The sequence below is a fragment of the Comamonas sp. GB3 AK4-5 genome, assembly GCF_041320665.1.
In the GTDB taxonomy this organism is placed as follows: Bacteria; Pseudomonadota; Gammaproteobacteria; order Burkholderiales; family Burkholderiaceae_C; genus Comamonas.
This window is the reverse complement of sequence record NZ_CP166730.1, coordinates 2,414,603-2,428,301: the sequence shown is the minus strand read 5'-3', so window position 1 is coordinate 2,428,301 and position 13,699 is coordinate 2,414,603. Positions and strand designations below refer to the sequence as shown.

General features: G+C 67.3%; 9 protein-coding genes. 7 read left to right on the top strand and 2 right to left on the bottom strand.

Annotated elements, in window-relative coordinates; genetic code table 11:
- Positions 1–51 precede the first annotated feature (51 nt).
- Together ACA027_RS10995 and ACA027_RS10990 are read right to left on the bottom strand one after the other, a co-directional pair.
- Positions 52–975 (bottom strand): DMT family transporter, encoded by a 924-nt coding sequence (locus ACA027_RS10995; RefSeq protein ID WP_370682410.1) that lies wholly within the window; start codon positions 973–975, stop codon positions 52–54.
- A 167-nt stretch (positions 976–1,142) separates the two neighbouring features.
- The gene (locus ACA027_RS10990; RefSeq protein ID WP_370682409.1) at positions 1,143–1,796 is read right to left on the bottom strand and encodes a LysE family translocator; all 654 of its coding nucleotides are present in this window, start codon (positions 1,794–1,796) and stop codon (positions 1,143–1,145) included.
- Positions 1,797–1,936: 140 nt separating this feature from the next.
- Here ACA027_RS10990 and ACA027_RS10985 point away from each other — a divergent pair, with 140 nt between their 5' ends.
- From ACA027_RS10985 to ACA027_RS10955, 7 genes are all read left to right on the top strand, one after another.
- Positions 1,937–2,911 (top strand): LysR family transcriptional regulator, encoded by a 975-nt coding sequence (locus ACA027_RS10985; protein ID WP_370682408.1) that lies wholly within the window; start codon positions 1,937–1,939, stop codon positions 2,909–2,911.
- A gap of 146 nt (positions 2,912–3,057) precedes the next feature.
- On the top strand, positions 3,058–3,432 hold the full coding sequence (locus tag ACA027_RS10980) for a hypothetical protein (protein WP_370682407.1): 375 nt from the start codon (positions 3,058–3,060) through the stop codon (positions 3,430–3,432).
- A 216-nt stretch (positions 3,433–3,648) separates the two neighbouring features.
- A complete protein-coding gene (locus ACA027_RS10975; protein WP_370682406.1) occupies positions 3,649–7,935 on the top strand; it encodes a response regulator in 4,287 nt (1,428 codons plus the stop codon).
- A 240-nt stretch (positions 7,936–8,175) separates the two neighbouring features.
- A complete protein-coding gene (locus ACA027_RS10970; RefSeq protein ID WP_370682405.1) occupies positions 8,176–8,778 on the top strand; it encodes a TetR/AcrR family transcriptional regulator in 603 nt (200 codons plus the stop codon).
- Positions 8,775–10,571 (top strand): MFS transporter, encoded by a 1,797-nt coding sequence (locus tag ACA027_RS10965; protein WP_370682404.1) that lies wholly within the window; start codon positions 8,775–8,777, stop codon positions 10,569–10,571. The genes ACA027_RS10970 and ACA027_RS10965 overlap by 4 nt, the downstream gene beginning before the upstream one ends.
- Before the next feature lie 48 nt (positions 10,572–10,619).
- A complete protein-coding gene (locus ACA027_RS10960) occupies positions 10,620–11,753 on the top strand; it encodes an HlyD family secretion protein (protein WP_370682403.1) in 1,134 nt (377 codons plus the stop codon).
- Positions 11,750–13,186, top strand: coding sequence for an efflux transporter outer membrane subunit (locus tag ACA027_RS10955; protein ID WP_370682402.1), 1,437 nt, complete (start codon positions 11,750–11,752; stop codon positions 13,184–13,186). Before ACA027_RS10960 ends, ACA027_RS10955 begins: the two co-directional genes overlap by 4 nt.
- Positions 13,187–13,699 lie beyond the last annotated feature (513 nt).

The window sequence follows — 13,699 nt, the reverse complement described above, 5'->3', positions numbered from 1 at the left end:
CATTTATGGGGCTTTTTTTCAGCGTGCACTTTACCTGTTGCATCCCATCTTTCACTGCCCGTGCAAGGGTTGTGCCATTCCGCTATCCACGCCATATAGATTCACAGCGATCACACCCGCAACCACCAACGCGCCCCCCGCCAGCGTCAAGATTCCGGTGGACTCGTCCAGCAAAAAAACGGACAGCAAACTGGCCACCACTGGCACCAGGTACAAGAAGTTGGCTGCCTTGAGCGCACCGAAATAGCCCAGTGCATAGCTCCAGCTGGCATAGCCAATCACAGAGGGAAACACGCCCAACCAGGCCACGGCAAACACCGTACGGGTATCGGCGGGTTCCAGCGCGGCCAAGGCCTCAGGCCACCATGGCGACAGGCACACCGCCCCTGCCAGCAAGGTATAGGCCGTACTTGGCACCGCTCCATAGCGTGCCACCAGGCTTTTTTGCAGCACTGCAAACAATGCGCACGAGAAGGCAGCCCCCAGAATCAGGCTAGACCCTGCGATCAATCCCAAGCTGCCGGGCTGTCCCTGGGCGATCAGCGCCACGCCCCCCAAGCTGCACAGCGATCCCATCCACCCCCACAGCGGCAATGTTTCACGCAGAAAAATCGCCGACAGCAACGCCGTCATGATGGGCATGGTGTTGACAATGAAACTGGCAGCACCGGCCTGCACCGTGAGCTCGCCGGTATTCAGCAGCACGTGAAAAAGTGCCACCCCCAATACGCCGCACAGCAAAAATCGCACCCCGTCCATGAAGCCGGGCAGCTCCGGCCTGCGCCAGGCCAGCCATGGCAGCAGCAACAGGGCTGCCACGCCAAACCGCGCGGCCGCCAGCTCCAGTGGCGGCAGGCCTTGCAGACCCATGCGGATAAAGGGAAAGGAGCTGGCCGCCGCCACCACGGCGACGGCCACGGCCAATCCAGGGCGCAAGGCCTGGGCAGGCCTGCTCATCTCAACGCGCTGATTCATTGCGGCACCTTGCCCAGCACCATGGGACTGGGGGCCAAACCGAAGGGCCATCTCTGCAGTGGCGCAGCTGCGTCACCCCAGGACGGAAGGCGAGGCACGATAGCCCAGCCCCGGCCCGCCATTGCGAGGATTTGCAACACCATCAAGGCCCTTGCAGGGCCGCTACGCTATGGCAGCGCTCCCCACAGCAGCCTGCCGGCAAACACCAGCAGCAGCGCGCCCATCAGCCGCTCCAGCACGGCACGGCAACGCAAAAAACGCTTACGAATTGTTGGATTGGTAAACAGCAAACCGACCAGTACAAACCAGGCCGCATTCACCGCACACATCCACAGACCATAGAAAACCTGCACCTGCAGCGGCGTGCTGCTGCTCACCACGGTGGTGAACACGGCCAGAAAGAACAGCGTCGCCTTGGGGTTGGTGGCATTGGTCAAAAAGCCCAGCCACCAGGACTGCCATGCGCTGTGCATGGCGGCTCCTCCAACCTGCTCGCCCATTGCTGGGTCTGCGGACGATCTGGCCGCACGCCAGATGAACATCGCCCCCAGATACAGCAGATAGCCGCCACCCAGCAGCTGGGCCAGTTGCAGCAGCCAGGGCCAGGCATGCAAAAGCGCGCCCACGCCCAGCAAGGTGTAGAGCACATGCACCGAAATGCCGGCACCTATGCCCAGGGCGGTGCACACCCCTGCGCGGCGGCCAAAGCGCAGGCTTTGGTGCACGGTCACGGCAAAGTCCGGCCCGGGCGCCACCACGGCCAGCAGGTGGATGCTGGCCAGGGCCAGAAACTCGGCCCCATGGGCTGACAGCATGCTCATGCGTCCTCCCATACAGAGTTGGTGCTTTTTTTTGAGGAAGGTCTACGGTTCATGGTTTGCTGCTTGCTGTCTACTCTTTTCAGTGTAGGCAGCCAGACAGCCCGCGATAATCCACCACAAAACCAAATAATCTTTGCGCCATGAGCACAAATCAAATGATGACCTTGCTCACCGAGATGGTGGTCTTTGTCAAAGTGGTGGAAACCGGCAGTTTTTCGGCCGCCGCACGCCTGCTGGGCTCCACACCCTCGGCCACCAGCCGCGCCGTGGCCAGGTTGGAAAAGGTGCTGGGCACCCGCTTGCTGCAACGCACCACACGCAAGCTGCGCCTGAGCGAGAGCGGCCATGCGGTCCACGCACGCTGCCTGGACATGGTGAACGCCGCCCAGGCCGTGATGGCGGCCTCCAGCCAGTTGGGGCCCGAGCCCCAGGGCCTGGTGCGGGTCAGCGTGCCCAAGGCCGTGGGGCGCTTTGTCATTCACCCGCATATCCCGGATTTTCTGGCGCGCTACCCCAAGGTCGATGTGCAGCTGCGCCTGGATGACCGCTATGTTGACCTGATCGACGACCAGGTGGACCTGGCCATCCGCATCACCGACAGCCCTTCGCCCGGCCTGATGGGCCGGCATTTGATCGACATCGACCACCTGCTGTGTGCCAGCCCCCAGTACCTGCAGCAGCGCAGCACGCCGCAGCACCCCCACGAGCTGAAAACCCATGACTGCATTTTTCTGGGCGAGGAGCCCGGCGATGCACGCTGGAAGTTCCAGCAAGGCGGCAAGCGGGTCCATGTGCAGGTCAGGGGGCGCTACGCCGTCAACCACACCGGCGCCCGGCTGGATGCCGTGCTGCGCAACCTGGGCATTGGCAGCCTGCCCTTTTTCACGGCCAAGCATGCGCTGCAGCAGGGCCAGATCGTGCAAGTGCTGCCCGACTGGCAGTTCCAGCCCCATTACGGCGGCCAGGCCTGGGTGCTGTACCCGCCCACCCGGCATCTGGCGCCCAAGCTCAGCGCCTTCATCCACTTCATGGCCGAGCGATTGGCGCAGGAGCCCCGCTTGCACCAGCGCTCGCACCTGCCCTTGCCTTATGAATTGCCCGAGGCCCAGGGCTGAGCCTGACCCGCCCAACTCCCAAAAAAGAAGCTGCCTGTGCAGATACACCAAGCACTTGCGCTACATTGGGCCTTATTTCCCTCACCCGGAGCGCACCTGCTGCTCCTGTTTTTGTGGGCCGCCCCGCGCTGCCCTGGATGACCGCCATGTGGCTTTTTGATCTGCTGCGCAAGCTCTCGCGTGGCCCCAAGGTGGGCGAAACCTTTCGCCACTTCATAGGTTGCTATCTGTTTGGCTTTGAGGCCGATGGGGAAAAACAGCCCACCTACATCGCCCTGCCCAGCAACCGCGCGTGGCTGGAGCGCGAGGTGCGCCAATACCTCCAGGAATTTGTCGACGCCCACCCCGGCGCCGCCGAAGTGCCCGCCGTGCAGGCCACGCTGGACGCCCTGCCCCAGCGCCTGGACACCCATCTGGCCGGCAAGCTGGATCAGCCCTTTCTGGCCCTGCCCGGCGTAGCCTTGTTCATACGCACCGGCATGCGCGAGCGGCGCAAGGAAAACGGCAAGTTCGCCGAATAAGCTCAGCCCCTCTTGCCGCCGCAAAGGGCTGCGGCAGCACGCGCCCTCTGACCTGGCGCAGCGTTTGGCGGCGGCAAAACCCGTAGCGCCGCCAACAGGTATTACGCTGCGCCCTGGCAGGAGATGGGTCTGCACGCGGCCGTGGGCGCGTACCATCGCTCCCGCCAGCCCACCCGATTTTCTGTCGCGCCGCTTGGTGCGCGCCCTGCCATTGCCATGACCGACACCTTGCCGCTCCAGGCTGCCTCACCGTCTGCTGTCCCCACGCCCGAGGGCCGTGCCCTGGTCCTGCCTTCGCTGTGCACCATGCTGCGCGAACTGCCTGCGCTGCTGCAGTCGGACGATCCGCAGTCCCGTGCCCAGGCAGCCCAGCTGCTGCACCAGACCGCCCGCGCGCTGGAAGTGGTGCAGCTGGGCAGTGTGGCCCGGCTGCTGCAGGCCATGGAGGCCGCGCTGCGCCTGCCGCTGGCCGCCAGCAGCGAGGACGGTGCCAGCCAGCCGCGCGATGTGCTGCTGCTGGCCGCCCGCGACAGCCTGGCCCATTTGCAGGCCCTGCAGGCCGGACGCCAGCCCCCGGCCCAGAACCTGTTTGCCACCTACCGCGCCGTCTGCAAACTGGGCGGCAAAGACCTGGCCCACCCCGCCGATCTGTGGGAGCTGCCCTGGCAGCAGCGCTGGCAGCAGGCCCATGGCCCATCCCCGCTGGCCGTGCCCGCCTTGCAGCCCTCGCCCGCCACCCGCGCTCTGCTGGACCAGCAGGTGCTGTCCCTGGTCAAAAGCGCCTCCCCCCAGGCCGCAGCCCAGCTGCGCGATCTGTGCCTGGGCCTGGCCCAGACCCGCAGCGCCACGGCCGACGCGGCCTTCTGGCAGGTGGCGGCCGGCTGTTTGGACGCCACGGCCCATGGCCTGCTGGAACAAGACCTCTACACCAAGCGCCTGGCCTCACGCCTGCTGCTGCACTATGCCGCCATGGCCAAGGCCGCAGACGGCAGCAGCCCCAGTCCCGCCCCGGCCCTGCTGGCGCGCGACCTGCTCTACCACTGCGCCCAGGCCCTGGACACGGCCCAGATGCTGATGGCCGACCTGCCCGCCGCACTGCAAGCCGTCTGCCAACGCAGCGGCCTGTTGCCCGTCGAGGCAGATGCTGCGGCCAGCGCCCTTCCCGGCGCCTTGCTCGATCTGGACCTGGGCCAAGGCAGCACATCCGTGGCCATGCCAGCGCCAGCCACCAGCGCGCCCCCTCCCGCCCCCATGCCGCAGGCAATGGCACGCGCGCCCGTCATTGCGCTGGACTTTGGTGATGAAGCTCCTGAGGCGGCCCTGGTTCCAGAAGCACCAGAAGCGCCAGAAGCAGTGGTGCCGGCCTTTGCAGACGCCATAGAACAATCGGCGCCAACGCCCTCGCCATCTGCAGAAGACGCTACGAAAATCGAAGTACCCAGCCCGCAGGAAGCCGACAGCGACACGGCACTTTCAGCGCCCGGCGATGGCTTTGCCGAGCTGCAGACTGCAGAGGCAGCCGAGATCGACACCGATACCACCGTCGATGACACAGCCCCAGCCACCACCCCCTTCACGGCACAGCCTGCTCCACCGGCGACACCCATGACTGCCGAAGCCGAAGCCGAAGCCGAAGCCGAAGCCGAAGCCGAAGCCGACAGCAGAATCGCCGCAAAACCGGCTGTGATGCGCTCGGAATATACGCCTCCCGCTCTCGAAAACGAAGCACCCAACGAGGCCGCACCGCTGCCCGCAGCTGCCGCCTCCACGGCCATCATGGAGCTCACGCCCGGCGCCACCTTGCTGGACAACCATGCCAGCGCCCCGCAGCGCGAGCCGAATACGGTTTTTCTGAGCGAGGCCGATGCCCTGTCCCAGCAGTTGCTGGAAGGCATCAGCGCCTGGGCCGCTGCGGCAGACGACGCCAGCGGCCTGCCCGCTGCCACGGCCGAGCAGGCCCGCGCCCTGACGCGCAGCGCCTGGGGTGCCGGTTGCACCGAGATTTCCCTGCTCAGCCACACGCTGCAAATGGTGTTGGACCGCCTGCAACCCGGCACCACGCAGGCCCAGCGCCAGGCTTGCGTGCAGGCCGCCGAAGAGCTGCGCCGCCTGCTGCATCAGTTTGCCGCCGGCTTTATGCGCCGCCCCCAGCCCCAGGTGCTGGAGGCCTTGCACGCCATACTGGCCCAGACCACGGCCATGCCTGTGCCAGCCACCGCCGATGGGGCCGCCGAGGAAGCACACCGCACATTGATCGACGGCACCCAGGCCGCCGACGAGGCCCCGGCCGAAGCCGCCGCCGCCACGCCCCCTGCCAGCCCCCCACCCGCGGCCACTGCGCCCAGCGTGGACCAGCTCGAGCCCGTGCGCTTTGCCGTGTTTGAAGACGAGGTGCTGACCACCTGGCCCGCCCTGCAAGCCGCGCTGCACGCCTGGATGGACCAGCCCGCCGAGCCCGGCGCCGCCCGCCAGACCCTGCTGCGCAGTCTGCACACCCTCAAGGGCAGCGCCCGCCTGGCCGGGGCCGCCGCCTGGGCCAGCCAGGTGCATGCGCTAGAAGACCTGGCCCTGCTGGCCAAGGCCCAGGCCGGCCCACTGGGCCCACAGTCGCTGCAGGCCCCGCTGGAAGCCCTGCGCCTGGGCTTTGTGGCCTTGCAGCAGGAGCTGGCAGCCCGCCACCCCGAGCGCTCGCTGCAGCACTGGGGCAGCAGCCCGCTGGACACCGTGGGCCGCCATGCCCAGGCCCTGTGGAGCACCCATGAACACACCCAGCAGCCGCTGGCCGAAGGCGGGCTGACCCTGGGCGAAATGGACAGCTGCATGCTGCGCCTGCGCAGCCAGCTCAAGGACTGCGCTGCCTGGGCCGACACCCTGGTGCTGCACGGCGATATGGACCTGTCCTATGAATGGCATGAGGAGCTGCACGCCCTGGTCCGCGCCATGGGCGACTGCGCCGACGACCTGGGCACGGTGCAGCGCCAGCTGCAGCACAGCCTGGCCACGGCCGACACCGCCCTCACCACCCAGGCCGGCCATTTGCGCGCCCTGCAGCACACCTTGCTCTATGCCCGCCTGATGCCGCTGGCCCAGCTGCACGAGCGCCTGCAGGCCACGGTGCAGCTGGCCGCGCAGGACACCGGCAAGCCCGTGCAACTGCTGCTGCAAGGCGGCGAGCTGCTGCTGGAACGCGGCGTGGCCGAGCAACTGGCACCGGCGCTGGAGCATTTGCTACGCAACTGCGTGGACCATGGCATAGAGCCCGCCCATGCCCGCCAGGCCGCCGGCAAACCCACCCAGGGCCAGATCAGCCTGCAGCTGCGCAGCCAGGGCAGCACCCAGACCCTGACCGTGCAGGACGATGGCGCCGGCCTGCAACTCGAACGCGTGCGCGCCAAGGCCCTGGCCCTGGGTCTGCTAGCCGAAGACGAGGTGGTGGACATGGCCCGCGCGGCCGCGCTGATCTTGCACCCCGGCCTGAGCACGGCCGCCCAGATCACCGAACTCTCGGGCCGCGGCATTGGCATGGATGCGGTGCTGGCCAGCGTGGAGGCCCTGGGCGGCCAGCTGCACATCACCAGCCAGCCCGGCCAGGGCTGCAGCTTTCACATCACCCTGCCCGCACCGCCCCAGGTGGAGCAGGTGGTGGCCTTGCGCGCCGGCAGCTGGAGCATTGCCCTGCCCGCGCGCAGCATCGAAGCCGTGCGCCGCATTCCCCAGGCGCAGATGGACCAGGCCCTGGGCCAGGGCCTGCTGGAAGATGACGCCACCGGCCCCATGCCGCTGTACTGGGCCGGCGCCGTGTGGCAGCAGTCCGCCCGCAGCAATGCCCTGTCCGTGGACGGCCACGCCCTGGCCCTGGTGGTACGCAGCGACACCTCGCGCTGGGCGCTGCAGGTGGATGAGGTACTGGGCTCGCAGGAAGTGGCCCTGCAAGCCGCCGCCGATGTGGCCGTGCCCCTGCCCGGCCTGCTGGGTACCGCGGCCCAGCCCAGCGGACAGGTGCTGCAGGTCTACGACCCCTATGCCGCCCTGGCCGCGCACGAGGAACGCCGTTTGCTGCAGGCCAGCCAGCCCGTGGCAGACGCTCCTGCCGAAGCCCCCCAGCAGCGCCCCCTGGTGCTGATTGCCGACGACTCCACCAGCGTGCGCCGCCTGGCCCAGCATCTGCTGCAGACCCAGGGTGGCTACCGCGTGGAAACCGCCGCCGACGGCGTGCAGGCCTTGAAGCTGCTGGAAGAAGGCGAGCTACCCGCCTTGCTGCTGGCCGATATCGAAATGCCTGATATGGACGGCCTGGAGCTGCTGCGCCGCGTGCGCGCCGACGCCCGCCTGCGCCAGCTGCCGGTGGTGATGCTGACGGCCCACGAAGCCGGCCCGGTGAGCCAAAAAGCCATCGATGCCGGTGCCCAGGCCTTTTTGACCAAGCCCTACGCGCCCAACGAGCTGCTGGCCCTGGTGCGCCGCTGCGCGCGCCTGCCCGAAGCGCAGACCCAGCCGGCTTGACGCGGCCATCGCCAACACTGCACCGGGCCGCAGCGGGGTGGCTGCGGCCCGGTGCAGCCATCGCCATGCACAGCAATTTTTGACGCCCTGCATGCTGCACAGGCATAGCTGCAGCGCATAGAGAGCTATCGAAAGCTGAGCACCCCTCACGCCACCGCTGTGCGCTTAAAAGCCCGCAGCCCAGCATGGCTACCGATGCCGCCACAAATTAACGGACAAAATCGTCCGATAATTTCTCCCATGCCCTCCACTCCCATCAAACGCCCCGATGCCGCCACGCGCCGGGCCCAGTTGCTCGATGCCGCCGACGCGGTCTTCACCCGCCACGGCGTCAACGCGCCGCTGGAATTGATCGTCGAGCATGCCGGCGTGGGCCGCGCCACGCTGTACCGCCAGTTTCCCGACCGCCACGCCATCTTGCTGGCCTTGATGGAGCGCTCTGCCGAGCGCCTGCATGCCAAGGCCGACAGCCTGCGCCAGCGGCCCGAGGCCTTTTTCAGCCTGCTGGAATACCTGTCCGACCGCATCGTCAGCTCCCCCTCGCTGTCGGACTACTGGCGCACGGCCAAGCTGGACGACCCACGCGTCAACGCCTTGCGCCAGCATCTCTGGGCCGCTTTTGGCCCGGCGCTGCAGCGCGGCCAGGAAGCGGGTCTGATCCGTCCCGACATCCAGGCCCGCGACATCTCGCTGCTGTCCGGCATGCTGGGTGCAGCCTTGCGCGGCAGCAGCGATGCCGAGCGCCGCCGCCTGGCCCGTCAGGCCCTGGACATCGTGCGCCGGGGTCTGCAGCCCGATGTACCCGATACCCGCGCTGACACCCCCAGCGCAGGCGCCGCATGAGCGAGACGGTCTATCTGCGTCGCCCGCCCGACTGGGAGGAGCATGAAAAGCCCGCCCTACCCGGCTCGCCCGCCATGCCCTGGCATGCGCCCTGGGAGCGGGCCTGCTATGCCCTGGTGTCGGTGCTGCTGGGGCTTACCGGCGGCCTGGGTAATGCCTTGTTCACCGCCAATCTGCCCACCATCCAGGGGCAGATGGGCCTCACCCCCAGCGAGGCAGCCTGGCTGTCCGGCGCCTATGTCACCTTCAATGTGACGGCCAATATGCTGGTCTACAAATTCCGCCAGCAATACGGCATGCGGCTGTTTGCCGAAATCGGCCTGGGCCTCTACGCCCTGCTGTCGGTGCTGCACCTGTTGCTGGGTAGCCCGCAAAGCCTGTTGCTGCTGCGCGGTGCCAGCGGCCTGGCCGCTGCAGCCTGCATCTCGCTGGGCACGCTGTACATGCTGCAGGCCCTGCCGCGCATTTATGTGCTGAAGATGCTGGTGCTGGGCGTGGGCGTCAGCCAACTGGCCACTCCGCTGGCCTGGCTGCTCTCGCCCAGCCTGCTCGACCACGGCCAATGGCACAACCTCTACATGCTGGAGGCTGGCCTGGCCCTGCTGGCCTTTGCCGCCGTGGTGCTGCTCAAGCTGCCCTCGGGGGTGCATATCCAGGCCTTTGAAAAGCGCGACTTTCTCACCATGGCGCTTTTGATCCCCGGCGTGGGCATGCTGGTGGCCGTGCTGGTGCAAGGCACGACGCGATGGTGGACGAATGCGCCCGAGCTGGCCTGGCTGCTGTGTGGCGCCATCGTGCTGCTGCTGGCCGGCCTGTATCTGGAGCACCACCGCAGCAACCCGCTGCTGCACACACGCTGGTTCACGCAGAGCGCCACCATACGCTTTGTGGTGGGTGCCATCGTGCTGCGCTTTTTGACCACCGAGCAAAGCTATGGCGTGGTGGGCATGATGCGCACCCTGGGCATGACGCCCGAGCAAATGCAGCCATTGTTTGTCGTCATCTTTGCCGGAACACTGATAGGCATTGCGCTGTCTGCTCTCACTTTTGGACTGGAGAATGCCGGCAAACAGCTGCTGGCTGCCCTGGTGCTGCTGGGTGTGGGGGCTTTCCTGGACTTTCACCGCACCAGCCTGGACCGGCCTGCCGACTTCTACCTCAGCCAGTTTCTGCTGGCCCTGGGCTCAGGCATTTTCATGGGGCCGCTGATGCTGCTGGGCATGGTCCAGGGCCTGAAAAACGGCCCCAGCCACATGCTCACCGCCATTCTCACCATCTCCATGACCCAGGCCCTGGGCGGGCTCATGGGCTCGGCCCTGCTGGGCACCTACCAGATCCACCGCGAGCAGACCTATTCCGTGGCCCTGGTGCAGCAGATCAATCCAGCCAACCCGCTGGTGGCCCAGCGCTTGCAACTGCAGCAGCAGCAACTTGCCAGTACCGTGACCGACTCCATGCTGCGCACCGCCCAGGGCACGGCCCAACTGGCCGCCACCGTGCGGCGCGAGGCCAATGTGCTGGCCTACAACGATGTCTTTCATGTGGTGGCCCTGGTGGCCTTGGCCTATCTGGCCTGGTGCCTGCTGGAAATCGGCCAGGCCAAACACGCGGCCGTGCGCGCGGCCCGCCATGCACACCAGTTGTTGGAGAACCACAGCGATGTGGGCACCGATGCCGCCAACACCACAGCCGATGACGAGGAAGACGAGAGCGCAGAGCCCGAGCGGCCCGCCCCGGCCGCTGCGACGAGCACCGTGAGCGCTGCGGCTGAAGCCCAGCCGCCGCCACGCTAAGCCACCGCCCACCGTCTTCGTCTCCTCCTCTTTTTTGCGATTGCCACCATGAGCCAGAACACCCCCACACCGGTCAACAGCCCCAGCGCTGCCACCCCTGCAACCCCAGCTACAGCCTCCCCCACCCCCAAGAAGATCCGCCCCAGCCTGCGCAGCGCCTCCATCGCCGTGGTGATTGGCCTGACCGGCATTGTGCTGGTGCTGCGCGCCTGGAATGTAGGCCTATTCCAAACCACCGACATCTCCACCGACAACGCCTATGTGCGCGGCCAGGTGACAGTGCTGGCGCCCCAGGTCAACGGCTATGTGACCGAGGTGCTGGTGCAGGACTACGAGCAGGTAAAGGCCGGCCAGCCCCTGGTGAAGATCGACCGCCGCAGCTACGAGGCCGCGCTGGCCCAGGCACAGGCCCAGTTGGCCAATGCCCAGGCACAGCTGGCCAACTCAGCCCAGACCCAGTCGCAAAACCACGCCGGCCTGGCCGCCAAACAGGCCCAGCTGGCCGCCACCCGGGCCGAGGCCGAACGCGCCCAGGCCGAGCTGCGCCGCGTGGAAGACCTGGCCGCGCGCGGCTCGGTGTCGCTCAACGAGCGCGACAAGGTGCGCGCCACCGCCCGCTTGGCCACCACCAATGTGGACAAGGCCAGAGCCGACATCGCCATAGGCCAGGAAACCATCAAGGCCACCACGGTGAACCGCCGCGCACTGGAGGCTGCAGTGCAAATGGCCCAGGCCCAGGTGCAGCAAGCCCAGATCAATCTGGACAACACCACGGTGCATGCACCCAGCGATGGCCAGGCCAGCGAGGTCACGGTGCGCAAGGGCCAATATGTGGCCGCCGGCAGCCAGCTGCTGTATGTGGTGCCGCCCCAGCTGTGGGTGGTGGCGAATTTCAAGGAAACCCAGACCGCCCAGGTGCGCCCCGGCCAACCGGCCCGCTTCACCGTGGATGGCCTGGAGGGCGCCCAGCTCACGGGCAAGGTGCTGGAAATCGCCCCCGCCACCGGCTCGGAGTTCACCGTGCTCAAGGCCGACAACGCCACCGGCAACTTCACCAAGGTGGTGCAACGCCTGCCGGTGAAGATTGCCATCGCCGCCGACCAGCCCCTGGCCGCGCGCCTGCGCCCCGGCATGTCCGTGATTGCCCATGTGGATACCAGCACCGAAGGACAACAGCCATGATGCGCCGCCCTCAGTGGCTTGCCGCCACGGCCCTGGCCGCGGCCCTGCTCAGCGCCTGCGCCCCCTTGCCCCGCGCCCTGCCCGAGAACGCTGCGGTGGCCTTGCCCGCGCAATGGAGCAGCGCCGCAGGCACCACCCCAGGCACCAACGCCGACACCAGCGCCGCCCTCACCAGCGACTGGTGGACCCAACTGGGCGATGCCCAGCTGAACCGCCTGGTGCAGCAGGCATTGGCCCAGAACACCGAGATCCTTACCGCCGCCGCCCGCGTGCAAGAGGCCCAGGCCAATCTGGCCGCGACCGATGCGGCGCGCAGCCCGCAGCTCAACGCCACGCTGGGCGCCTCGGCCGGCCGCAGCCTCACAGTGCTGGGCCCCAGCCAGTCCCGCAGCGCCCAGCCCGGCCTGCAAGCCAGCTGGGAGCTGGACCTGTGGGGGCGGCTGTCCCAGCAAAGTCAGGCGGCTGCCGCACGGGTGCAGGCCAGCGAGGCCGATCGCGCCGCCGTGCAGCTCAGTGTGGCCGCCACCACGGTGCAGACCTATGTGGGCCTGCGCGCTCTGCAGCAGCAGCTGGCCATCAGCCAGGCCACGGTGCAATCACGCGACAAGGCCTTGCAACTGGCCAACGACCAGGTGCGTGTGGGCTATAGCTCGCAGTTGCAGCTGACCCAGGCACAGGCCGAATACGAGGCCGTGCAGCAGCAGGTGCTGCAGCTGCAGTGGCAAATCGACAAGCAGCTGACCACGCTGAATCTGTTGCTGGGCCAGGCCGGCGGCAACGCCCAGCTGCTGGCTGCCTCTACCGGGCAGCTGCAAGACCTGCCACTGCCCGCCGTGCCGGCCAGCCTGCCTTCGCAGTTGCTGGAACGCCGCCCCGACATTGCCCGTGCGGCCGCCCTGCTGGCCGCCAGCGACCACCAGATGCAGGCCCAGCGCGCAGCCTTTTTGCCCCAGGTGAGTCTGAGCGCCAGCGTGGGCAGCCTGCTGGTCAACGCGCTGGACTACAACCCCCTCACCGTGTGGAGCCTGGGCGGCAGCCTGCTGGCACCGTTGTTCAACGGCGGCCGCCTACAAGCCCAACTGGATGCCGCCACGGCCCAGCGCGACCAGGCAGCCTACGGCTACCGCGGCGCCGTGCTCAACGCCTTTGCCGATGTGGAGGGCGCCCTCACCGGCACCCAGCGCCTGGCCCAGCAAACCCAGCACGCCACCCAACGCCGCGAGGTGCTGAAAAAATCGCTGGGCTTGGCCCACGACCGCTATGAAGCCGGTTACGCCAGCTACCTGGAAGAGCTGGACGCCCAGCGCAATCTGTATGCGGCCGAGCTGGAGGTGGTGCGATTGCACCAGGCCGAGCTGGACAACCGCGTGCAGCTGTACAAGGCCTTGGGGGGCGGATGGCAGCATGCCGCGCAGAATGTAGCCAAACCGTAGCAAGCCATGCCCATGGCTGCTACACCGGCAGCCGTTTTGACCTGATTAGGTACTTATCTCAGGCACTGTTGTGAAGTGATGTTCCGAAGCCGGGTCTCGCCCCGGCGGGCGACCTACCTTCTTGCTCGCACAAGAAGGTAGGCGAAGAATGCGCCCCTCTATCCCCGACCTCAGCGCTGTCGCGCCGGGGCGACCTGCGTCACCCAGCACGCAGGGCCTGCCGCAGAACTCTCTGCGCGCTTACAGCGCTCCGCTCAAACAGCCGCGGCAAGTCAGTCTACGAAGCATGGCTGTCCTACGGCAGCCATGCGGCCCTGTGTGCTGTGCGCCGCAGGCGTGTATAGAAGGGGAATAACCGCAGCGCCAGCAGCGTGACGAAGCATCAGGTGTTTATGGCTTGGAGATAAAGTTCGTCAACGGCACAGCCTACGCAGGGCAGGTATCCGGCTCCCGCCTTCCCCTTTTGCCCATGGCTCGGCGCGCAGAGCGCGGGGCGGGCAGCTGTGCCGAAGG